15 protein-coding genes and 4 pseudogenes are annotated in these 23,642 nt (G+C 58.5%); 11 read left to right on the top strand and 8 right to left on the bottom strand.

The window, feature by feature from the left end; translation table 11 throughout:
• Positions 1–57: 57 nt before the first annotated feature.
• Both dnaJ and nhaA read left to right on the top strand, forming a co-directional pair.
• A complete protein-coding gene (gene dnaJ / locus JZM24_RS10340; RefSeq protein WP_215669580.1) occupies positions 58–1,182 on the top strand; it encodes a molecular chaperone DnaJ in 1,125 nt (374 codons plus the stop codon).
• Positions 1,183–1,347: 165 nt separating this feature from the next.
• Entirely contained in the window at positions 1,348–2,571 is a 1,224-nt protein-coding gene (nhaA, locus tag JZM24_RS10335; RefSeq protein ID WP_220098840.1) for a Na+/H+ antiporter NhaA, read from the top strand.
• A 178-nt stretch (positions 2,572–2,749) separates the two neighbouring features.
• Here nhaA and rpsT read toward each other — a convergent pair whose 3' ends face one another.
• Positions 2,750–3,013 carry a 30S ribosomal protein S20 gene (rpsT, locus tag JZM24_RS10330; protein ID WP_011410275.1) on the bottom strand — a complete coding sequence of 88 codons (264 nt, stop codon included), beginning with the start codon at positions 3,011–3,013 and terminating at the stop codon, positions 2,750–2,752.
• Between the two features lie 378 nt (positions 3,014–3,391).
• Between rpsT and ribF the strand changes: the two genes are divergently transcribed.
• The 5 genes and pseudogenes from ribF (at position 3,392) to ispH (ending at position 9,084) form a co-directional block, all read left to right on the top strand.
• Entirely contained in the window at positions 3,392–4,330 is a 939-nt protein-coding gene (gene ribF, locus JZM24_RS10325; RefSeq protein ID WP_215669579.1) for a bifunctional riboflavin kinase/FAD synthetase, read from the top strand.
• A 31-nt stretch (positions 4,331–4,361) separates the two neighbouring features.
• Entirely contained in the window at positions 4,362–7,169 is a 2,808-nt protein-coding gene (gene ileS, locus JZM24_RS10320; protein WP_215669578.1) for an isoleucine--tRNA ligase, read from the top strand.
• Positions 7,169–7,675, top strand: a complete 507-nt coding sequence (lspA, locus tag JZM24_RS10315) for a signal peptidase II (RefSeq protein ID WP_215669577.1) — start codon at positions 7,169–7,171, stop codon at positions 7,673–7,675. The genes ileS and lspA overlap by 1 nt, the downstream gene beginning before the upstream one ends.
• 4 nt (positions 7,676–7,679) lie before the next feature.
• Positions 7,680–8,153 (top strand): annotated as a pseudogene (gene fkpB, locus JZM24_RS10310) (FKBP-type peptidyl-prolyl cis-trans isomerase).
• Positions 8,134–9,084, top strand: a complete 951-nt coding sequence (gene ispH, locus JZM24_RS10305; protein WP_215669575.1) for a 4-hydroxy-3-methylbut-2-enyl diphosphate reductase — start codon at positions 8,134–8,136, stop codon at positions 9,082–9,084. Before fkpB ends, ispH begins: the two are co-directional and overlap by 20 nt.
• Before the next feature lie 114 nt (positions 9,085–9,198).
• Here ispH and JZM24_RS10300 read toward each other — a convergent pair.
• Positions 9,199–10,077 (bottom strand): annotated as a pseudogene (locus JZM24_RS10300) (SMP-30/gluconolactonase/LRE family protein).
• Between the two features lie 258 nt (positions 10,078–10,335).
• Here JZM24_RS10300 and dapB point away from each other — a divergent pair.
• The 4 genes and pseudogenes from dapB to folA all read left to right on the top strand — a co-directional run bounded on the left by dapB (position 10,336) and on the right by folA (position 16,679).
• On the top strand, positions 10,336–11,157 hold the full coding sequence (gene dapB / locus JZM24_RS10295; RefSeq protein WP_215669574.1) for a 4-hydroxy-tetrahydrodipicolinate reductase: 822 nt from the start codon (positions 10,336–10,338) through the stop codon (positions 11,155–11,157).
• A gap of 466 nt (positions 11,158–11,623) precedes the next feature.
• Positions 11,624–12,764, top strand: a pseudogene (carA, locus tag JZM24_RS10290) (glutamine-hydrolyzing carbamoyl-phosphate synthase small subunit).
• A gap of 1 nt (position 12,765) precedes the next feature.
• Positions 12,766–15,969 (top strand): annotated as a pseudogene (gene carB, locus JZM24_RS10285) (carbamoyl-phosphate synthase large subunit).
• A 224-nt stretch (positions 15,970–16,193) separates the two neighbouring features.
• On the top strand, positions 16,194–16,679 hold the full coding sequence (gene folA, locus JZM24_RS10280; RefSeq protein ID WP_215669573.1) for a type 3 dihydrofolate reductase: 486 nt from the start codon (positions 16,194–16,196) through the stop codon (positions 16,677–16,679).
• Between the two features lie 113 nt (positions 16,680–16,792).
• Here folA and apaH read toward each other — a convergent pair whose 3' ends face one another.
• From apaH to lptD, 6 genes are all read right to left on the bottom strand, one after another.
• Positions 16,793–17,641 (bottom strand): bis(5'-nucleosyl)-tetraphosphatase (symmetrical) ApaH, encoded by an 849-nt coding sequence (apaH, locus tag JZM24_RS10275; RefSeq protein ID WP_215669572.1) that lies wholly within the window; start codon positions 17,639–17,641, stop codon positions 16,793–16,795.
• 2 nt (positions 17,642–17,643) lie between these two features.
• On the bottom strand, positions 17,644–18,021 hold the full coding sequence (apaG, locus tag JZM24_RS10270) for a Co2+/Mg2+ efflux facilitator ApaG/CorD (RefSeq protein ID WP_215669571.1): 378 nt from the start codon (positions 18,019–18,021) through the stop codon (positions 17,644–17,646).
• A gap of 13 nt (positions 18,022–18,034) precedes the next feature.
• A complete protein-coding gene (rsmA, locus tag JZM24_RS10265; protein ID WP_215669570.1) occupies positions 18,035–18,853 on the bottom strand; it encodes a 16S rRNA (adenine(1518)-N(6)/adenine(1519)-N(6))-dimethyltransferase RsmA in 819 nt (272 codons plus the stop codon).
• On the bottom strand, positions 18,846–19,838 hold the full coding sequence (pdxA, locus tag JZM24_RS10260; protein ID WP_215669569.1) for a 4-hydroxythreonine-4-phosphate dehydrogenase PdxA: 993 nt from the start codon (positions 19,836–19,838) through the stop codon (positions 18,846–18,848). Before pdxA ends, rsmA begins: the two co-directional genes overlap by 8 nt.
• Positions 19,828–21,123, bottom strand: a complete 1,296-nt coding sequence (surA, locus tag JZM24_RS10255; protein WP_215669568.1) for a peptidylprolyl isomerase SurA — start codon at positions 21,121–21,123, stop codon at positions 19,828–19,830. Before surA ends, pdxA begins: the two co-directional genes overlap by 11 nt.
• Before the next feature lie 65 nt (positions 21,124–21,188).
• Positions 21,189–23,531, bottom strand: a complete 2,343-nt coding sequence (gene lptD, locus JZM24_RS10250; protein WP_215669567.1) for an LPS assembly protein LptD — start codon at positions 23,529–23,531, stop codon at positions 21,189–21,191.
• Positions 23,532–23,642 lie beyond the last annotated feature (111 nt).

Genomic DNA, 23,642 nt, shown 5'->3' with positions numbered 1-23,642 from the left:
GGGCGTCGGGGAAACTCTGCGCCCGTGCAAGCATGTTGAGGGCAGGAAGAGACAACGATGGCGAAATCAGACTACTACGAGATTTTGGGCGTTTCCCGGGAAGCGGAAGAGCGTGAAATCAAAAAGGCCTATAAACGCCTGGCGATGAAATTCCACCCGGATCGCAACCCAGGCAATGCCGAAGCCGAAGCAAAATTCAAAGAGATCAAAGAAGCCTACGAAGTGCTGACCGACGCGCAAAAGCGCGCCGCTTACGATCAGTATGGCCATGCCGCCTTTGAACAGGGCGGCATGGGCGGTGGCGGCGCCGGCGGCGCGGATTTCAGCGATATCTTCGGCGATGTGTTCGGCGATATCTTTGGCGGCGGCCGGCGGCAGCGCGCTAGCCGGGGCGCGGACTTACGCTATAACATGGAGCTTTCCCTTGAGGAGGCGGTGCGTGGCGTGACCCGCGAAATCCGCATTCCGACGCTTGAGGAGTGCGATGTCTGTCACGGCAGCGGCGCCAAGCCGGGGACGTCGGCGGTGACCTGTCCGACCTGCCACGGCCAGGGCCAGGTACAGATGCGTCAGGGCTTTTTCGCGGTTCAGCAGACGTGTCCGACCTGTCAGGGTCAGGGCAAGATTATCAAAGATCCTTGCACCAAGTGTCACGGCCATGGCCGGGTTGAAAAATCCAAGACGCTGTCGGTGAAGATCCCCGCCGGCGTCGATACCGGCGATCGCATCCGCCTGACGGGCGAGGGTGAAGCGGGAGAGCATGGGGCGGCCGCAGGGGATCTGTATGTTCAGGTCCAGGTGCGCAAACACCCCATTTTTGAACGCGAAGAAAACAACCTGTACTGCGAAGTGCCGATCAACTTTGCCATGGCGGCGCTGGGCGGCGAGATCGAAGTCCCGACCCTCGATGGCCGGGTGAAGCTGAAAGTGCCGGCGGAAACGCAGACCGGTAAATTATTCCGCATGCGCGGCAAAGGTGTGAAATCGGTGCGCGGCGGACAGCAAGGGGATCTGCTGTGCCGGGTGGTGGTGGAAACGCCGGTGAAACTCAACGAGCGTCAGAAGCAGCTGCTGCGCGAGCTGGAGGAGAGCTTTGGTGGGCCGAGCGGCGATCAGAACAGTCCGCGCTCGAAAAGCTTTCTCGACGGTGTGAAAAAATTCTTTGACGATTTGACCCGTTAATAGGACCGGCGCACGCTTCACCTCTCCCCGGCCTTCCACCGGGAGTTTTTTGCCGGGTCTGCGGCGCCGTAAGCGTTTTTTCGCCGGTATAAGGGGCGGTTTTCATTTACCCACACCGCGTCCTGTCGCACAATATCCTCTTGTCTACAGAGATTGAGGATCCCCATGATAGCTGCGTCTTTACGCCGCATGATTGCCCACCCGGCTGCCGGTGGTGTATTGCTTTTCGTCGCCGCGCTTGCCGCTATCGTGATGGCCAATACCGGCGCCAGCGCGCTGTATAACGCGATCATTCATTTTCCCGCGCCACCCGATAGCGTGCCTCCTTCGCACCTGACCTTACTGACCATTGTTAACGAAGGTTTGATGGCGGTGTTTTTTCTGGCCGTCGGTCTGGAAGTCAAATACGAACTGCTGCAGGGCGCGCTCAACAGCCGCGCGCGGGCGGCCTTTCCCGCCCTCGCCGCGCTGGGAGGCATGGTGGCGCCGGCGGTGATTTATAGCCTGGTGACCGCAGGGGCCCCCGCGTTGCGTGCCGGGTGGTCGATTCCGGCCGCCACCGATATCGCCTTCGCCGTCGGCGTACTGACCTTGTTGGGGGCGCGGGTGCCGGCCAGCCTGAAAGTTTTCCTGTTGGCGCTGGCAATTATTGATGATTTGGGCGCGATAGTGATTATCGCGTTGTTTTACAACAGTGCGCTTGACTGGCTGGCGCTGGCCGCGGCGGGCGCCGTGATTGACATTATGGCCCTGATGAACCGCGCCAATGTTCGTTCTCTCTCGCTTTACCTGCTGCTGGGGGCATTGCTGTGGGGCTGTATCCTGCTTTCGGGTATCCATGCGACGCTCGCCGGCGTGATGGTGGGGGGGCTTATCCCGCTCACGCTGCCGTCTACCGGGGTATCGCCGGCGCGTGCGTTAGAGCACCGGCTGCAGCCGTGGGTGATGTATTTGATTCTGCCCCTGTTTGCCTTCGCCAACGCCGGGATTTCGCTGCGGGGCGTGGCGCCCGGCCATTTGACCTCCTTCTTGCCGCTGGGGATCGCCGCCGGACTGGTGGTCGGTAAACCGTTGGGGATAGTGAGTTTTACCGCCATGGCGGTAAAAATCAGACTGGCCCGGTTGCCCGCCGGTATTGCTTTTCGCCACATTGCCGCGGCGGCCGTGCTGTGCGGCACCGGCTTCACTATGTCGATCTTTATCGCCAATCTGGCGTTTGGGCATGATGACCCGGAAACCATTGTGCTGGCGAAAGTGGGCATTTTATCCGGTTCGGTGATTGCGGCGCTGCTAGGTTACCTGCTGCTGCGCACGATCCTGCCGCAGCCGCAGGGTCGCGAGGCATGTACCGGTCGGGGAGTATCGGATGAAAGCAATACGCGAGTCTAACTAGTCACAGGGGGCGGGGGTAGCGGATGAAAGCAAGACGCGGGACTGATAGTCACAGGACGCGAGAAGCAGCAGACAGAGCCGGTGCGCTTTCCCCCACGGGCGGCCCTGGCAGGTTTGCGGGCATAAAAAAACCGGCTAAGGCCGGTTTTCTCAACAAAGCACAACGCGACAGCAATTACTGCATGGCGTTGATTTGCGCGGTCAGGTTTGATTTATGACGAGCGGCTTTGTTTTTGTGGATCAACCCTTTGCTGGCCTGACGGTCAACAATCGGTTGCATGGCAGAAAACGCATTCTGCGCAGCTTCTTTATCGCCGGCGGCGATAGCAGCGTAAACCTTCTTCACAAAGGTGCGCATCATGGAGCGACGGCTTGCATTATGCTGACGACGCTTCTCAGACTGTACGGCGCGTTTCTTAGCTGATTTGATATTAGCCAAGGTCCAACTCCCAAACTTGTTCTATGAGACAATTCAAAGGCCGAGGAATATGCCCGTTCGGTCTTCTTTTGTCAATGGATTTGTGCAAATAAGCGCCGCTTAAACGTGCGACGCCCGTTACAATGTGATGGCGCAATATTATACCAGTTTACACCGGCGGAATACAGTGCTTAAGGCGAAAAAAGCGATTACCGCGATACGGACGCCCATTGCCCGCCGGCAAAGCGCCAGCATAAGCTGCGTGAAAATAGGGCGGTGGCGAAATAAGCGCGGCTTTCTCCCCGCTCGATGTCAAAGATTGGAATCGCGGGTTAACCTTAGCCGCTGTACAAGGTATAATCCGCCGATTTCCACTGTTTTGGGTGTCTTGAGCCTGCTATGGAGCTTATTCGCGGCATACATAATTTACAGCCACGTCACCATGGGTGCGTGCTGACCATCGGCAACTTCGACGGCTTTCACCGCGGACACCAGGCGCTTATTGCAGAGTTGCAGGCTGAGGGCCGCCGTCGCGGTTTGCCGGTCATGGTGATGATCTTTGAACCTCAGCCACAGGAACATTTCGCCGGCGATGCCGCCCCGGCACGGTTGACCCGGCTGCGGGACAAGGTGAAATACCTGGCGGCCGCCGGCGTGGACGCGACGGTGTGCGTCACCTTCGATCAGCGGTTTGCGGCGCTAAGCGCACGCGCGTTCGTGACCGATCTGTTGGTGCAAAAACTGGGAGTGCGCTTTATCGGCGTCGGCGACGATTTCCGCTTTGGCGCCCGGCGTCAGGGGGATTTCGCCTTACTTCAGCAGGCGGGGAAAGAGGCCGGGTTTGAGGTGATGAGCACCGTGACCTACACCGAAGGCGGCCGGCGCATCAGCAGCACCGCCGTCCGCGAGGCGCTGGCGCAGGATAGGCTGGCGGAGGCGGAAATGCTGTTATGGCACCCATACCGTCTCTCTGGCCGCGTGGTGCACGGCGATGCGCTGGGGCGAACCATCGGCTTTCCGACCGCTAACGTGTCGCTAAAAGGGCGACAGGCGCCGATAAACGGCGTGTATGCGGTAGAGGTCTATGGCCTTGCCGAGCGGCCTTTGCCCGGCGTCGCCAATATCGGCACCCGGCCCACGGTGGCCGGTTTGCGCCAGCGGCTGGAAGTGCATTTGCTGGATGTGGATATGAACGTGTACGGTCGCCATATCGAAGTGGTGATACGCGCGAAAGTGCGCAATGAACAACGGTTTGCCTCGCTAGACGACATTAAACAGCAAATCGCGAATGATGTGGTGAGCGCCCGCGACTATTTCGGACTGGCGACACCCCAATAATGCCCAAACCGATAACGGAACCGAGAATCGAATGACTGATTACAAAAATACCCTGAATTTGCCGGACACAGGGTTTCCCATGCGCGGCGATTTAGCCAAGCGTGAGCCTGGCATGCTAGAGCGTTGGTATGAACAGGATCTGTACGGGATTATTCGTCAGGCCAGGAAGGGCAAAAAAGCATTTATACTGCATGACGGCCCGCCGTATGCCAACGGTAGCATTCATATCGGTCACTCGGTCAATAAAATTCTTAAAGATATCATCATCAAATCCAAAGGGCTGATGGGTTATGACTCGCCTTATGTACCGGGCTGGGACTGCCATGGCCTGCCGATTGAATTGAAGGTAGAGCAACTCATCGGCAAGCCGGGCGAGAAGGTCAGCGCCGCGGAATTCCGTGCCGCCTGCCGTCGTTACGCCGCCGAACAGGTGGAGGGGCAGAAGAAGTATTTCATCCGCCTGGGCGTGCTCGGCGACTGGGCGCATCCTTACCTGACGATGAATTTCGCCACCGAAGCGAATATCATCCGCGCGCTGGGCAAGATTATCGCCAACGGTCATCTGCATAAAGGCGCCAAGCCGGTGCACTGGTGCATCGACTGCCGCTCCGCACTGGCGGAGGCGGAAGTGGAATACTACGACCGTACTTCGCCGTCCATCGACGTCGCTTTCGCGGCCGATGACGCCCGCGCGGTCGCCGCCAAGTTTGGCGCCGCGGACTTCGCCGGCCAGGTCTCCCTGGTCATCTGGACCACCACGCCGTGGACCTTGCCGGCCAACCGCGCCATCGCCGTCCATCCCGACTTCGACTATCACTTGGTGGAGGTGGAAGGGCAAGGCTATATTCTGGCCGCCGATCTGGTGGACAGTGTGATGGCGCGCGCCGGCATTACGCGTTGGACTGTGCTCGGCAGCGCCAAAGGTAGCGCGCTGGAGCTGCTGCGATTCCGCCATCCCTTTATGGGCTTTGATGTGCCGGCCATCCTCGGCCAGCACGTGACGCTGGACGCGGGCACCGGCGCGGTGCATACCGCCCCCGGCCATGGCCCAGACGACTATGTCATCGGCCAGCAATACGGCCTGGAGGTCGCCAACCCGGTCGGCCCTGACGGCTGCTATCTGCCGGGCACGCTGGATGGTTTGCAGGTCTTTAAAGCCAATGATGTGGTTATCAATCTGCTGCGCGACAGCGGCGCTCTGCTGCACGTGGAAAAACTGCAGCATAGCTATCCGCATTGTTGGCGCCATAAAACGCCGATTATCTTTCGCGCCACGCCGCAATGGTTCGTCAGCATGGATCAGCGCGGCCTGCGCAAGCAGTCGCTGGCGGAGATAGAGGACGTGCAGTGGATCCCAGACTGGGGCCAGGCACGCATCGAAACCATGGTCGCCAACCGTCCCGACTGGTGCATTTCGCGTCAGCGCACCTGGGGCGTGCCGATGGCGATGTTTGTGCATAACGAGACCGAAGCGCTGCATCCGCGTACCATCGAACTGATGGAAGCGGTGGCGCAGCGGGTCGAGCAAGACGGTATCCAGGCTTGGTGGGATTTGGATCCGGCCGAGATCTTGGGTGACGATGCCGCTCATTATCACAAAGTGCTGGATACGCTGGATGTCTGGTTCGACTCCGGCTCCACGCTCTCCTCGGTCGTGGCGGTGCGCCCGGAATTTGAAGGCCATGCGCCCGATATGTATCTGGAAGGGTCTGACCAGCATCGCGGCTGGTTTATGTCGTCGTTGATGATCTCCACCGCCATGCACGGCAAGGCGCCGTATCGTCAGGTACTGACCCACGGCTTTACCGTCGACGGGCAGGGCCGGAAGATGTCCAAATCGGTGGGCAACGTGGTCAGCCCGCAGCAGGTCATGGACAAGCTGGGCGCGGATATCCTGCGTCTCTGGGTGGCCTCCACCGATTACACCGGCGAGATGGCGGTGTCCGATGAGATCCTCAAACGTTCCGCCGATGCCTATCGCCGCATCCGCAATACCGCCCGTTTCCTGTTGGCCAACCTGAACGGTTTTGATCCGGCGCGCGACAGCGTCAGTCCAGAGCAGATGGTGGTGCTGGATCGCTGGGCGGTGGGCCGCGCGCAAGCGGCGCAGGCGGAAATTGTCGCCGCTTACGACAGCTATGATTTCCATAATGTCGTGCAGCGTATGATGCAGTTCTGTTCCGTCGAGATGGGCTCTTTTTACCTGGATATCATTAAGGACCGTCAGTACACCACCAAAGCGGACAGTATTGCCCGTCGTAGCTGCCAGACCGCGCTGTATCATATTATTGAAGCCCTGGTTCGCTGGATGGCGCCGATCATGTCGTTTACCGCCGATGAAATCTGGGGCTTTATGCCGGGGGAACGGGCGCAGTATGTCTTCACCGAAGAGTGGTACGATGGACTGTTCGGACTGGACGCCGCTCAGCCATTGAACGATGCTTATTGGCAAACCCTGTTGCAGGTGCGCAGCGAAACCAACAAGGTTATCGAGCAGGCGCGCGCGGACAAGCGCATAGGGGGTTCACTGGAGGCCCGCGTCACGCTGTATGCGGAGCCTGACCCTGCCGCTTCGCTGCGCGAGCTGGGCGATGAACTCTACTTTGCGCTGCTCACCTCCAGCGCGGTGGTCGCGGATTATGCCGATGCCGGCGATGATGCAGTGCAGTGTGAATGGCTCAAGGGGCTGAAAATTGCCCTGGCGAAAGCCGCTGGGGAAAAATGTCCGCGCTGCTGGCATTATGAGACGGATATCGGCCAGCATGCCGAGCATCCGGAGATTTGTGGGCGCTGCGTCACGAATGTGGCCGGCCCGGGCGAAGAGCGTAAGTTTGTCTGATGAATAATACGATAATGTCCACGGGACTGCGCTGGCTTTGGCTGGCGCTGGTGGTACTGGCGCTGGATCTCGGCAGCAAGCAGTGGGTCATGACGCATTTCTGGCTCGGTGAGTCGGTGCCGGTGATCCCGTTTATTAATTTCACCTATGCCCATAACCCTGGCGCCGCCTTTAGTTTTCTGGCGGACAGAGGGGGATGGCAACGCTGGGCGTTTTCGGCGATCGCGGTGGTGATCGCGGTGGTGTTGCTGGTCATGATGTATCGCTCGGACAAGCGGGCCAGGCTGTCAAATGCCGCCTACGCGATGATTATCGGCGGCGCGCTGGGCAATTTGTTCGACCGGATGGTGCACGGTGTGGTGATCGATTTTATCGATTTCTATGTCGGCAACTGGCATTGGCCGACGTTCAACGTGGCGGATGCGGGCATTTGCATCGGCGCCGTACTGATTGTGCTGGAGGGTTTTTGCCGTCCCGCCGGTAAATCCGACAGGCAGAAAGGGTGAAGTGATGACGACTCACGCCGTACAACCGGACAGCGCGGTATTGCTGCATTTTGATCTTAAACTGGCGGACGGGCAGTTGGCCGATTCCACCCGGCGTGAGAACAAACCGGCGCTGTTCCAGCTTGGGGACGGTAGCCTGTCCGCCGAGCTGGAACAGGCGTTGCTTGGCCTGCATCAGGGGGACAGGAAAACCTTCTCGCTGGCGCCGGAGGCGGCGTTCGGTCCGTCCAATCCCGATCTGATTCAGTTTTACTCGCGCCGCAATTTTATCGAGACTGGGGTGCCGGAGGTGGGCACTATTATGCTGTTTACCGGTATCAACGGTAGCGAAATGCCGGGGCTTATCAGCGAGGTGGCCGAAGACTCCATCACCGTCGATTTCAACCATCCACTCGCCGGTAAAGTGGTGTAGTTCGACATCGAAGTGCTGACGATTGATTCGCAACGGGAGGCGACCGATGCGCATATTGCTGGCTAATCCGCGTGGATTCTGCGCCGGCGTTGACCGGGCAATCAGTATCGTGGAGCGCGCGCTGGAGATTTACGGCGCGCCTATCTATGTGCGCCATGAAGTGGTGCATAACCGCTATGTGGTCGATACCCTGCGCCAGCGGGGAGCGATTTTTATTGGGCAAATTACTGAAGTACCTGATGGTTCTATCCTGATTTTCTCCGCCCACGGCGTTTCCCAAGCGGTGCGGGCAGAGGCGCGCAGCCGCGATTTGACCGTGTTTGACGCCACCTGCCCGCTGGTGACCAAAGTGCATATGGAAGTCGCCCGCGCCAGCCGCAAAGGCACCGAAGCTATCCTTATCGGCCATACCGGTCATCCTGAAGTGGAAGGCACCATGGGGCAATACAATAACCCCGCCGGCGGCATGTATTTGGTCGAATCGCCGGAGGATGTCTGGCAGCTTAAGGTCAAGAACGTCGATAACCTGTGTTTTATGACCCAGACCACGCTGTCGGTGGATGATACCTCAGATGTCATCGACGCGCTGCGCGCGCGGTTCCACGCTATTATCGGACCGCGCAAGGACGATATTTGCTATGCCACCACCAACCGTCAGGAAGCGGTACGCAGTCTTGCCGCCGATGCCGATGTGGTGTTGGTCGTCGGTTCCAAAAACTCCTCCAACTCCAACCGGCTGGCGGAACTGGCCCAGCGGGTCGGCAAGCCGGCCTATCTGATTGACAGCGCCGGCGACATCCAGGAAAGCTGGCTCCAGGGGACGCAAACCATCGGCGTTACCGCCGGCGCGTCGGCGCCGGATATACTGGTACAGCAGGTGATTGAACGCCTGCGCTCGTTGGGCGCCGAAGATGCTAGAGAGCTCATCGGCCGCGAGGAGAATATCGTGTTAGAGGTACCGAAAGAGCTGCGCCTGGAAGTGAAAACGGTGGAATAACGCCGCCTCCGGTGGAGCAACGCCACCTTCGGTGGAATAACGCCGGCTTCGGTGGAGTATCGCCGCCTTCGTCGCGGCCTTGGCCTGGTCGGCGGAGCAGATCGCCAGCGCGGCTTAATCGAACCGGAATCGATACGTTGGCGCGCCGCTGGTGGCGGTGGCGACCTGCAGCAGCGCGCCATCCAGTTCGCCGGGGGCGGTGAGTTGCTTACGCGCTGAGGTAATGTACAGCGTCGTGCCGTCAGTACCGCCGAAAGCGCAGCAGCTGGGCTGTATGACCGGCAGCGGCACATGTTCGGCCAGCGTCAGCGTCCCCTGGCGGATACGGTAGCGGCTCAGGCAACCGTGGCCAAAGCGGGCGGTAATCAACTCACCATCGCGGCTGAGCGCCGAACCGGCAGGCGTCATATTATCGGCGGGGTGTCTGCGCATTTCCTGCGGCAGCATCCCCCGGCCGCTGGCCGAGAAGAACAGCCGTTACGCGCTGTCGGCAAACCAGACGCGATCTTCGTGCCAGGCGAGCGTGTTGGAAATGGTCATCGCGCCCGCCATCTTGACCGGACGGGTATCGCCCGGCGCGAAACGATACCAGCCGCCAAGCGGCGCCGACTCGTTAATGTCCATGGTGCTGAACCATAGGGAACCGTCCGGGGCGATGGCGGCCTCGTTCGGCCGGGTGCCGGCTGCGTCCCGCGGGTAGGGGCACAGCAACGTCGGTTGCGCCTGATGATCGTCCCATTGATAAAGCAGGATGCCCTGGTCGCTCACCAGCAGCAACTGTTCACGGCGCTCGGTGAGCAGCGCGGCGCTGAACAGGGTGGCGAGCGGCCGCTGCTCGATAACCTCCCGCGCAGGCCAGTAACGTAGCAAACGGTGCTGCAAAATATCTACCCACAGCAACGACTGGCTATGGTTGCACCAGACCGGGGACTCCCCCAGCAGGGCGCGATAATCGCCCACCTGGCGCACCGGGCCGTTGAAAAACGTCTCCATCCTGACCTCTTGTTAAGGTTCCCGCCAAGCCCTAAGTGTAGCGGCTTTGTACCGGGGGAAAAACGTATTGACGTGTTAGCGGTGAATAATCATTCAAAGTGCGCTGGGCCGCGCAAAAAAAAGCCGCCTGTCAGCGATGTTGCTTATCGGCTGCGCGCCTTATCGCGATTTTATTATCACAACGGATTTCTGCTGGCGGTGGCGCCTTGGCGCGGTTAACCTGAGGATAACTGACAGGTCATAAAAATGAGAGGATCCATGAGTAACACACCAATCCGCATCGCGGTCGCCGGCGCGGGCGGCCGGATGGGGCGCCAGCTTATTCAGGCGGTGGCGCAGTCGGAACAGGCGACGATGGGCGCCGCAATAAGCCGCCCCGGTTCGACATTGTGCTGTGTGGACGCCGGTGAGCTGGCCGGTATCGGCGCTCTGGGCGTAGCGGTCAGCGGTGACTTGGAAGCGGTAAAGGATAACTTTGACATCCTTATCGATTTCACCCGTCCCGACGCCAGCATGGCGTATCTGGCATTCTGCCGTCGACATCACAAAGGCATGGTGATTGGCACCACCGGTTTCAATGATGCCCAGAAAGAGGCCATCAACGCGGCGGCACAGGAGACAGGCATCGTTTTCGCCGCCAATTTCAGCGTTGGCGTCAATGTGATGCTTAAGCTGCTGGAAAAGGCGGCGCAGGTGATGGGGGAGGAGGCCGATATCGAAATTATCGAAGCACACCACCGCCACAAAGTGGATGCGCCGTCGGGCACGGCGTTGGCCATGGGTGAAGCGATCGCCGGCGCGCTCGGGCGTGATTTGTCCCGCTGCGCCGTGTACAGCCGCGAAGGGCACACCGGCGAGCGTAAAGCGAAAAGTATCGGTTTCGCCACGGTGCGGGCCGGTGACATTGTGGGTGAGCACACCGCGATGTTTGCCGATACCGGCGAGCGACTAGAGATTACCCACAAGGCGTCGAGCAGAATGACGTTTGCCATGGGGGCAGTTCGTGCTGCCGTTTGGCTATCCGGTGAGAAAAAGGGACTTTATAATATGGTTAATGTGCTTAATCTCGACAATTTGTAAATTTTTTCAGGCGATACATCAATGATCAATGAATTATCTTTATAATTTTATTATAAAAAAATAATGCCATTGTCAGTGGTGTAGTTTTTTCCTGCTTTGATAATGATTTTCACTCTAATGGGCTGTAATTGGCTATTAATTACAGCTTGACCTGCGGTGCAAAGCAATTTTCCAGCTCAAAGCGCCTTTTCATGCAATAAATGCCGTGCTTGAGGAAAAAAAGAGAGGGGTAACCGTTTTCCCGGTCAGTTTTATGCGCTTTTTTGGCCCGTTCACACCGTCATTTCCATAAAAGGGACGAAAGAAGATAAAAATAGTTCCTTTGGGGTAGACAAAGTGCGGGGTCATCTTTAAAATGCGCCCAATTTGCCAAAATTCTACCTTACAGGTGATTTTTGCATTGATTCATCCCTTTTAAATGAATTAATATGCAAATATAATGACTGAATATTACTTGGAGGGTGTTTTGATAAAGTCAGCGCTGTTGGTTCTGGAAGACGGAACCCAATTCCACGGTCGGGGCAGAGGGCACGGCGGTGGGGGAAGTGGTTTTCAATACGTCAATCACCGGTTATCAAGAAATCCTCACTGATCCTTCCTATTCCCGCCAAATCGTCACCCTGACTTATCCCCATATCGGCAATGCCGGCACTAATGAAGCAGACAACGAATCCCCCCGCGTGCAGGCGCAGGCGCTGGTGATCCGCGATTTGCCGCTCATCGCCAGCAACTATCGCGATACGCTGTCAGACTACCTGAAGCAGCAGAATATTGTCGGCATCGCCGATATCGATACCCGTAAGCTGACGCGTTTGCTGCGGTAAAAAGGGGCGCAAAGCGGCTGTATCATTGCCGGCGATGCCCCAGACGCGCAGCTGGCGCTGCGCAAAGCCCGCGAATTCCCCGGTCTGAACGGCATGGATCTGGCGAAAGAGGTGAGCACCACCGAACAGTACAGCTGGACCCAGGGCAGTTGGACACTGGACGGTGGGCTGCCCGCGCCGGCGACGGAGTTGCCTTATCATGTGGTGGCCTACGACTACGGCATCAAACGCAATATTATGCGCCTGCTGGTGGATCGCGGCTGTCGATTGACGGTGGTGCCGGCGCAGACTCCGGCCGAAACGGTGCTGGAGATGGATCCCGATGGGATCTTCCTCGCTAACGGCCCGGGCGCCCCGGCGACCTGCGATTACGCGATCGCCGCCATTCAGACCTTCCTCACCACCGATATTCCGCTGTTCGGCATCTGTCTTGGCCATCAGTTGCTGGCGCTGGCCAGCGGCGCCAAGACGGTAAAGATGAAGTTTGGTCACCACGGCGGCAACCATCCGGTCAAAGATCTGGCGGCCGATCGGGTGATGATCACCGCCCAGAACCACGGCTTCGCGGTGGATGAGAAAACGCTGCCAGACACACTCAGGGTGACCCATACTTCGCTGTTCGACGGCACGCTGCAGGGGCTGCACCACACCGAGAAACCGGCGTTCAGTTTCCAGGGGCATCCCGAGGCCAGCCATGGCCCGCACGACGCCGCACCCCTGTTCGACCACTTTATCGAGCTCATCAACGCTTATCGCTCACAGTCAAACGTATCAGGAGCCTGAGATGCCAAAACGTAACGATATAAAAAGTATCCTGATCCTCGGCGCTGGTCCCATCGTTATCGGCCAGGCCTGTGAGTTCGACTACTCCGGCGCGCAAGCGTGCAAAGCCCTGCGCGAGGAAGGCTAGCGCGTGGTGCTGGTGAATTCCAACCACCCCGCCACCATCATGACCGACCCTAACATGGCCGATGCGACCTACATCGAACCTATCCACTGGGAAGTGGTGCGCAAAATCATCGAAAAGGAGCGGCCGGATGCGCTGTTGCCGACCATGGGCGGCCAGACGGCGCTGAATTGCGCGCTGGAGCTGGAGCGTGGGGGGGTGTTGAAAGAATTCGGCGTTGAGATGATTGGCGCCACCGCCGATGCGATCGATAAAGCGGAAGACCGCCAGCGTTTCGATAAGGCGATGAAGAAAATCGGCCTGGAAACCGCCCGCTCCGGCATTGCCCATACCATGGACGAGGCGCTGGCGGTGGCGGCGGACGTTGGTTTCCACTGCATCATCCGCCCGTCGTTTACCATGGGGGGCACCGGTGGCGGCATCGCCTATAATCGCGAAGAGTTTGAAGAGATTTGCGAGCGCGGCCTGGATCTGTCACCGACCACCGAACTGCTGATCGATGAGTCGCTTATCGGCTGGAAAGAATATGAAATGGAGGTGGTGCGCGATAAAAAAGACAACTGCATCATTGTCTGCTCCATTGAAAACGTTGACCCGATGGGCATCCACACCGGTGACTCGATAACCGTTGCGCCGGCGCAAACCCTTACCGACAAAGAATACCAAATCATGCGGAACGCCTAGATGGCGGTGTTGCGTGAAATCGGCGTAGAAACCGGCGGCTCCAACGTCCAGTTCTCGGTCAATCCGAAAAACGGCCGCCTTATCATTATCGAGATGAACCCGCGCGTTTCCCGCTCCTCCGCGCTCGCTTCCAAAGCCACCGGTTTTCCTATCGCCAAAGTGGCCGCCAAGCTGGCGGTGGGCTATACCCTTGATGAACTGATGAACGACATTACCGGCGGTCGCACGCCAGCCTCCTTCGAGCCGTCCATCGATTACGTGGTCACCAAGATCCCGCGCTTCAACTTTGAGAAATTCGCCGGCACCAACGATCGCCTGACCACGCAGATGAAATCGGTAGGTGAGGTGATGGCCAGCGGCCGCACCCAGCAGGAGTCGCTGCAAAAAGCACTGCGCGGGCTAGAAGTGAGGGCCAGCGGCTTCGATCCCAAGGTTAACCTTGACGACCCGGAAGCGTTGACCACCCTGCGGCGCGAGCTGAAGGATGCCGGCGGCGAGCGTATCTGGTATGTGGCAGACGCGTTCCGCGCCGGTATGTCCGTGGACGGCGTGTTTAACCTGACCAATATCGACCGCTGGTTCCTGGTGCAGATTGAGGAGCTGGTCAAGCTGGAAAACGACGTGGCGGAGCGGGGCGTCACCGCGCTCAGCGCCGATTTTCTGCGCCAGCTGAAACGCAAAGGTTTCGCCGACGAGCGGCTGGCCGCCCTGGTGGGTGTAGCGGAGGCAGAAATACGCAAATTACGCGAAAGCTACGATTTGCACCCGGTGTATAAGCGGGTCGATACCTGCGCCGCCGAGTTCGCCACCGATACCGCCTATATGTACTCGACTTACGACGAAGAGTGTGAATCCCAGCCGCATCAGGATCGTGAAAAAATTATGGTGCTGGGTGGGGGGCCGAACCGGATAGGGCAGGGTATCGAGTTTGATTACTGCTGCGTACACGCCTCGTTGGCGTTGCGGGATGACGGCTACGAAACCATCATGGTCAACTGTAATCCCGAGACGGTTTCCACCGATTACGACACCTCCGACCGGCTCTACTTCGAGCCGGTGACGCTGGAAGATGTGCTGGAAATCGTACGCATCGAAAAGCCCAAAGGCGTCATCGTCCAGTACGGTGGCCAAACGCCGCTGAAGCTGGCCCGCGCGCTGGAGGCCGCCGGCGTGCCGGTGATAGGCACCAGCCCGGACTCTATCGACCGGGCGGAAGATCGGGAACGGTTCCAGCAGGCGGTCGAGCGTTTGGGGCTGAAACAGCCGGCCAATGCCACCGTCACCACTATCGATCTGGCGGTGGAGAAAGCCGCGACCATCGGTTATCCCCTGGTGGTCCGCCCCTCCTACGTTCTGGGTGGCTGGGCGATGGAGATTGTTTACAATGATACGGATCTGCTGCGCTACTTCCACAACGCGGTCAGTGTATCAAACGATGCGCCGGTGCTGCTTGACCGGTTTTTGGACGATGCGGTGTAAGTGGACGTGGACGCGGTTTGCGACGGTGAAAACGTGCTGATCGGCGGTATTATGGAGCACATCGAGCAGGCCGTGGTGCACTCCGGCGACTCGGCATGCTCGCTGCCGGCCTACACGCTGAGCCGTGAGATCCAGGATGTCATGCGTCAGCAGGTGGAGAAACTGGCGTTTGAACTGCAGGTCAGGGGCCTGATGAACGTGCAGTTCGCGGTGAAAGATAACAAGGTGTACCTGATTGAGGTCAACCCACGCGCCGCGCGCACGGTGCCGTTTGTGTCCAAGGCCACCGGCGTGGCGCTGGCGAAAGTGGCCGCCCGGGTAATGGTCGGCAAATCCCTGGTGCAACAGGGTGTGACCCGCGATGTTATCCCTCCTTACTACTCGGTGAAAGAAGTGGTGCTGCCGTTTAACAAATTTCCCGGCGTGGATCCGATCCTTGGCCCGGAAATGCGCTCTACCGGCGAAGTCATGGGGGTGGGACGGACGTTCGCCGAAGCGTTCGCCAAGGCGATGCTCGGCAGTCAGTCGCGCATGAAGAAAAGCGGTCGCGCGCTGCTGTCGGTGCGCGAAGGCGACAAAGACCGGGTGGTCGATCTGGCGGCTAAGCTGCTGAAACACGGCTTTGAACTGGATGCGACCCACGGCACCGCGGTGATCCTCGGCGAGGCCGGCATCAATCCGCGTCTGGTGAATAAAGTCCATGAGGGGCGGCCGCATATTCAGGACCGGATCAAAAACGGCGAATACAGCTATATCGTCAACACCACCGCCGGCCGCCAGGCGATTGAGGATTCCAAACTCATCCGGCGCAGCGCGCTGCAATATAAAGTGCATTATGACACGACGCTGAACGGCGGCTTCGCCACCGCAATGTCGCTCAACGCCGACGCCACCGCGCAAGTGATTTCAGTACAGTAAATGCACGCGCAAATCACAGACTAACGTCTTTTAAAACGTGGCTAGAAAGGGTGCAAAAGCACCCTTTTTTATGGCTGTTTCGCTCTGGTTTAACCGATATCATTCTGCCGGCGCGGTGCTTTTGAGTGCTTTCTGAAATTTGTCACGCCTTACAATGGCAGCTATCGACGCCCCGGATCTCTTTCCGTATAGTGTCAGCAATTTTGTTGCCTGTAAGGTCTTTTATGATTATTAGCCTGATTGCCGCTCTGGCGGTAGATCGTGTGATTGGGATGGAAAATGCCATGCCCTGGCACCTTTCCGCCGATCTGTCCTGGTTCAAGCGTAACACGCTCAACAAACCGGTCATCATGGGGCGTAGAACGTTTGAGTCTATTGGTAAACCGCTGCCGGGAAGACACAATATTGTGTTGAGCAGCCATCCCGGCGATAACGACAGCGTGACCTGGGTGACGACGCCGGCTCAGGCGCTGGCGGCGGCGGGAGAAGTGGCTGAGGTGATGGTGATCGGCGGCGGTAAAGTCTATGAAACGTTTCTGCCCCAGGCCGGACGGCTTTATCTGACCCATATCGACGCTGACGTGGACGGCGACACCTGGTTTCCCGACTATGAGCCGGATGAATGGCGCTCTACCTTCAGCGAATTTCATGACGCCGACGAGAAGAATACCCACAGCTACTGCTTTGAAATTCTGGATCGACGCGTTTAATGCCAGATCCCTCCAGCGCCCCCCGCGCTGGACTTGGATGACCATCGGACCGCCGGACCGTCAGACCCTCAAACCGCCAGATCGTCAGACCGCCGGGATGAGGGGCGTTAACCTCAGGCGCTGATGTGGTTTTCGACGCCGGTTTCGTTCTGACGGTTCGAGGGTACGCGGGTAAACGCCTTGTCTTCCCAACGCAGCAGGGTTAATTCGCCGCCCCAGCAGCAGCCGGTGTCGAGACCGTAGATGTGCGCCGGCGTTCCCTGGCCCATTAGCGAGGCCCAATGACCGAAAACAAGGCTATAGCACTCGGGCACCGGCCCCGGCAGTGCGAACCACGGCAGCAGCGGCGCCGGCGCTTTTTCCGGCGTATCCTTGCAGTTCATCTCTAACTGACCGTTGGGGAAGCAATAGCGCATGCGGGTAAAGACATTGGTACTGAACCGCAAGCGCGCCAGGCCGCTTAGCTCGGGACTCCAATTGTTCTGCATATCGCCGTACATGGCGTCGAGGAACAGCGGATAGCTGTCGCTCTTGAGCACCGCTTCTACCTCCCGGGCGCACTGGCGCGCCGTGGCGAGATCCCACTGCGGCGTGATGCCGGCGTGGGCCATAACCAATTTTTTTTCTTCATCCACCTGCAGCACCGGCTGACGGCGCAGCCAGTTGATTAATTCATCCGCGTCCGGCGCTTCCAGCAGCGGCTTGATGCGATCTTTCGGCTTATTACGGCTGATGCCGGCATACACCGCCAAAAGATGGAGATCGTGATTGCCCAGCACCATCCGCACGCTGTCGCCCAGACTGCGCACCAGGCGCAGTACCTCTAGCGAACCTGGCCCGCGCGCGACCAGATCGCCGGTCAGCCACAGCGTATCCACCGCCGGATCGAACCGGACCTGCGCCAATATGATTTTAAGCTCATCGTAGCAGCCGTGAATATCACCAATTAAATAAGTCGACATAGTTAGTTTATAAGAAAAGGAATCGCCAGGCGGAAGACGGGGATGGCAACGTGAAATCCCTGTCCTTGGTCATCGACCATATCGTAATGACCCTGCATGGTACCGAGCGGGGTTTCCAGCACCGCGCCGCTGGTATATTGAAATTCGCCGCCGGGCAGAATGCGCGGCTTTTCGCCGACGACACCCTCGCCCTGAACCTCTGTCTCCTGACCGTTGGCGTTGGTGATCAACCAGTAACGTCCTATCAGCTGCACCGGGTGCCGACCCAGATTGCGCAGCGTGATGGTATAGGCGAAGACGTAACGATCACTTTCCGGCTGAGACTGAGTCTCGATGTACATGCTCTGAACCTGAACACAGACACGTGGCGAGTTAATCATCAAAGCACTCCTGTTAGTCTTGTAAAACGGTGCGCTCCGCCAGCACGTTGGCTAAACGGCAATAATGCTCAACGCTGACATTTTCCGCGCGCAGCGTCGCGTCGATACCCTGTTCCGCCAGCTGTTGCGCACTAAAAAGATTACCCAGGCTATTACGCAACGTTTTGCGGCGCTGGTTGAACGCCAGGCTGGTCAAGGTGGCGAGTTTGCTCAAATCCCGCACTGGGAATGGCAGTGTGGCATAGGGTACCAGTCGCACCACCGCCGAATCTACTTTCGGCGCCGGCCGGAACGAGGCCGGCGGTACTTCCAGCACCGGGATGATTTGGCAATAGTACTGGGCCATCACGCTTAGCCGGCCGTAGGCCTTGCTGTTCGGGCCGGCCACCAGTCGGTTGACCACCTCTTTTTGCAGCATAAAGTGCATATCGCGAATGGCATGAGTATAGCTGAGAAGGTGAAACATAAGCGGCGTGGAAATATTGTAAGGCAGGTTGCCGAAAACCCGCAGCGGCTGGCCCCGTTGGGCGGACAGCGCGGCAAAATCGACCGTCATTGCGTCCTGCTGCACAATGTTCAGCTTGGACTGCAAAAAAGGGTGGCTGGCCAGACGGGCGGACAGATCACGATCGAGCTCGATAACGGTCATCTCGTCGACGCGCGCCGCCACCGGCTCGGTCAGGGCGCCAAGGCCGGGCCCGATTTCCACTATTGCCTGGCCGGGCTCGGGATGAATGGCGGCAACAATAGCATCAATAATTGAGCTATCGTGCAGAAAGTTCTGGCCAAAACGCTTGCGCGCCAGATGCCCATGATGTACGCGGTTATTCATTACGATGTTTTATCGTGTCGATGGCGATATTAAGCGCCGTTTTGATACTGCCGGCCTCCGCCTGTCCCGATCCGGCCAGGTCCAGCGCGGTGCCGTGATCGACGGAGGTACGAATGAAGGGGAGTCCCAGCGTGATATTGACCGCCCGGCCGAATCCCTGATACTTCAGCACCGGCAGACCCTGATCGTGATACATCGCCAGCACCGCGTCCGCCTGCTGCAAATATTTTGGTTGAAACAAGGTATCGTCGGGCAGCGGACCGACGAGATTATAACCTTTGGCGCGCAGCGTATCCAGGGCAGGCGTTATCACCTCGATTTCTTCCCGGCCCATATGGCCGCCTTCACCGGCGTGGGGATTCAGCCCACAGACGTAAATGCACGGCTGAGCGATACCGAATTGCTGCCTCAGGTCGTGGACCAGAATCGTGATGACTTCATCCAGGGACTGGCGGGTGATGGCGCCCGGGACCGCCAGCAGCGGCAAATGGGTGGTCGCCAGAGCGACCCGCAGCGACTCGGTAGCCAGCATCATCACGACCCTTTCACGGTCGCTGCGTTCAGCAAAATATTCCGTATGGCCGCTGAACGGCAGGCCACCGTCGTTGATGACGCCCTTATGTACCGGACCGGTAAGCAACGCCGCGAACTCGCCGTTGAGACAGCCATCGCAGGCGCGGGCCAGCGTTTCGACCACGTAATGACTGTTGGCGACGTTGAGCTCACCGGCGATGACCGGCGCCGGCGCCTCAATGGCCAGCACCGTCAGCTCGCCGGCTGGCCGCGGAGTGGCCGGCTGTTCAGGCCGATAGGGGGGCCGCCGCAGCGGCAGGCCGAGCTGTTGCGCCCGTGCCGTCAATAGCGCGGGATCGGCGCAAATCACCGGTTCGACCGGCCACGCCTGCTGGGCCAGCACGGCAACAAGGTCAGGACCAATCCCGGCGGGTTCGCCGGGGGTGATGACAATACGTTGATTACTGCCCATTGCTATCGAGGATTTTCACGTAAGCGGACGCGCGCTGCTCCTGCATCCAGATTTGCGCTTCTTCGGCAAACTTGCGGTTAAACAGCAGCCGGTAAGCGCGGTCTTTCTGCGCGGCGTCGGTGCGGTCCACCTGGCGGGTGTCGATAAGCTGAATCAGATGCCAGCCGAACGAGGAGTGCACCGGCGTGCTGATTTCCCCTTTCTTCAGGTGCATCAGCGCGTCGCGCAACGCCGGATCGAAGGCATCGGCCGAGCTCCAGCCCAAATCGCCGCCCTGATTTGCCGAGCCCGGATCTTCGGACAGCTGTTTGGCGGCGGCGGCAAAGCTGATGCGTCCGCTCTTGATTTGCGCCGCGATATCTTCAAGCTTGGCGCGGGCCTGTTGGTCGGTCATCACGACCGAGGTGCGCAGTAGAATATGGCGCGCATGCACTTCGGTGACCGCCACTTTCTGATCGCCGCCGCGGATGTCGTTAACTTTCAGGATATGGAAGCCGACGCCGGAACGAATCGGGCCGACAATGCTGCCCTTCTGAGCGCCCTGCAGGCGCGCCGCGAACAGCGACGGTAGCTCTTCCAGTTTCCCCCAGCCCATCTGGCCGCCTTTTAACGCCTGGGCGTCAGCGGAGTAGGTGATGGCCAACTTGCCGAAGTCGGCGCCGCTTTTGCTTTGCTCGACGATAGAGGTGGCTAGCGCTTCCGCTTTATCCAACTGATCTTGCGTCGGGTTCTCCGGCAGCGGAATCAGGATGTGGCTAAGATTGAATTCGGCGCCGTTGCCGGTCTGGGCAGCGATCTGTTGCGCCAGCGACTCAACTTCCTGCGGCAAAATGGTGACGCGGCGGCGAACTTCGCCGTTACGCACTTCGGCAATCAGCATCTCTTTGCGGATTTGCGCGCGATAGGTGTTGTAATCCATGCCGTCATAGTCCAGGCGGCTGCGCAGCTGACTGAGGGTCATATGGTTCTGGCCGGCGATATTGCCGATGGCCTGATCCAACTGCTCGTCGCTGATGGTGATATTGGCGCGCTGGGCCAGCTGCAGAATAATGTTGTCCATAATCAGCCGGTCCAGGATCTGACGGCGTAGAGTGGCGTCATCCGGCAGCTGTTGATTGGCTTCCTGAGCGCCGTGTTTCACCGTGGAAAGCATGTTATCCACTTCGCTTTCTAGGACGACGCCGTTGTCCACCACGGCGGCAATTTTATCCACAACCTGCGGCGCGGCGAGCGCGCCGTTGGCGCACAGGGCGAGGCCGAGGATAAACGTTCTCCAGTTTTTCATAACTTTTCCATATATATCAGCCGCGTATGCGGATTAAGTTCAATGTTTACGTCGAGACTGCAGCCTTAAAACGCCCGCTGATAGGGCAGAATGCCGGAGGCCAGCATCTTGTCCGTACCCAGGCCATAATTGCTGCTCAAACCGCGCAGTTCAATATTAAACGACACTTTGTTGTCGTACTGGCTGGAGCTGTCGGTGTTGTTCCAGCCGGTGATTTTCCGCTCATAGCCCACATTGATAGCCCAGCAGCAGGTGTTGTATTGCAGGCCGACCAGTTGGTCCGCCGGCTGATTCGCCTTGGTATCGTAATAATACGCCCCAACCAGCGACCAGCGGTCCACCAGCGGCCAACTGCCGGTTATCCCCACCTGCGAAATGCCCTGCTGATAGCCGGGATGGCTAATGTCGGACAGCATCTGCTCAATATATTGCGGGCTGGCGTAACGGTAATTCAGCTGCAAGATACGGTTTTCGTCGCGCCGATACTCCAGCACCGCATCGCCCAACGCCACGCTGTTCAGTCGGGAGTCATACTGCAGGCCGCCGCGCACCCCCCACTGATCGCTGACACGCCAGTAGCTATCCCCGGCCCAGACCACGCTGCCGGTATTATCATAATTATCCCAGGTGCCGGTGATATCACCGGTACGGGGCCGCGAGAAGTAGTAGATTTGACCCACGGAAGCGTTAAATCGTTCCACGCGCTGATCGTCATAAATTCGGGTGGTGACACCGCCCGCCAATTGGTTGGCGGACGAGATGCGGTCCAGGCCGCTGTATGTGCGATCGCGGAACAGGCCGGAGTAGTCGGTTTGCAGGATGGTGGAGTCATAAACGCCGATATCGTTATGGTTGCGATAGGGCACATACAGGTACTGCAGGCGCGGTTCCAGCGTCTGGGTGTAGTCCGGTGCGTAATCCATATCGCGCTCGAACACCATCTTGCCGTCGGTTTTAAACTGCGGCAACACGCGGTTTACCGAGCCTTTCAGATGGCGGCCGGTGCTGGTGTTTTCATTGTATTCGTCGATATTTTCCTGCTGATAATGCGTGGCCATCAGCTTGGCTTCGGTATTTAAGCTGCCCCAGCGGTTGGCCAGCGGCAGGTTGAGCGTGGGCTCGATGTGCAACCGGGTCGCTTCAGGGTAACTGTTGTTGACGTTGGTGAATTTAGCCGCTTGGCTGAACACTTTAAAGTCAAACGGACCGACGTCGTCTTTATAGTAGGTTACATCGAGCTGAGGCGCGGCGCGGTAAGCGTCGCTGCTATTGGTGTCAAAGACCTGGAACTGTTTGTACGACAGGGCGGTGTCCCAGTTCTCGTCGGCATAGCCGAAACTGAATTTCTGTGTGGCGTAACCGTCGGTGGTGCTGCCGTATTTGGAATCCAGATCGTCAAAATAGTTGGAGTCGCTGACTTTGGTGTAATCGACGTTAAAACGCCACACCTGATCCATGACCCCGTTGTGGCGCCAGTAGAGCAACCAGCGATCGCTAGCGCCGTCGCTGGCGTGCTCGCTGCTGTAAACCAGGTCTTTGGGCAGCCAGTCGAACTCCACCAGCCCTTCGCCCGGCGTGGTGAGGTAGCTGAACTCGGTCTGGATCTGGGTACCGCGTTTACTCATGTAATTCGGCGTAATCGTGGCGTCATAATTCGGCGCCAGATTCAGGTAATAGGGCGCGCTGAACTCGAAGCCGTTGTTGCTGCCGTATTTGGCATTGGGGATAAGAAAGCCGGAACGGCGCTTGTCGCCCACCGGCATTTGCAAATAGGGACTGTAGAACACCGGCACTTTGCCGATTTTAAAGCGCGCGTTCCAAATTTCGGCGACCTGCTCTTCGCGGTCGTGGATGACCTCCGATCCCACAACGCTCCAGCTGTCGTCCCCCGGCAAACACGAGGTGAAACTGCCGTTTTCCAATACCGTATAGCGGTTATCGCCGCGCTGTTTCATGGTATCGGCGTCGCCGCGGCCTTGTCGGCCTACCATCTGGTAGTTGCCCTGATAGACATCCGTATCTTTGGTGTTGAGGTTGGACCAGGCTTTCGGCCCCTGCAGCTTGATCTCGTTGCTGGAATAATTGACATTCCCGGTGGCGGTGGCGGTACGCAGCGGCTCTTGGTTTTGCTGCTGGCGCTGCGTGAGCTGCACTTCATCGGCGGTGAGCGTGCTGTTGCCCTGTTCAATATCCACGTTGCCGCTAAAGAGCGCATGTTCGGGATAATTCGCCGCGGCCTTGTCGGCCTGAATATGCACCGGCAACGAATTGGCATCGCCGCTGACCAGCGGTTTGGTATAGGCCGGCACGCCCAACAGGCATTGATCCGCCAGATCGGCCAGCGCCTGCTGGCTATAAAGAGCGGACCCGATAAGGCTGGCCAGCAGTGTGGGTAAACGTTTTTTCATAAGCGTTTTTCAGGTGTTCCGTCATCCAGGGCTCATCGCGGCAAACGGTCAGAGACTATATCACTCACCAGCGTTGCGCCAGTGTTAAATCCTGCCGTTTCGCCGCGCACC

The organism is Candidatus Sodalis endolongispinus, from assembly GCF_018777395.1.
Classification (GTDB): Bacteria; Pseudomonadota; Gammaproteobacteria; order Enterobacterales; family Enterobacteriaceae; genus Sodalis_B; species Sodalis_B endolongispinus.
This window is presented reverse-complemented; position numbering and strand designations above follow the sequence as displayed.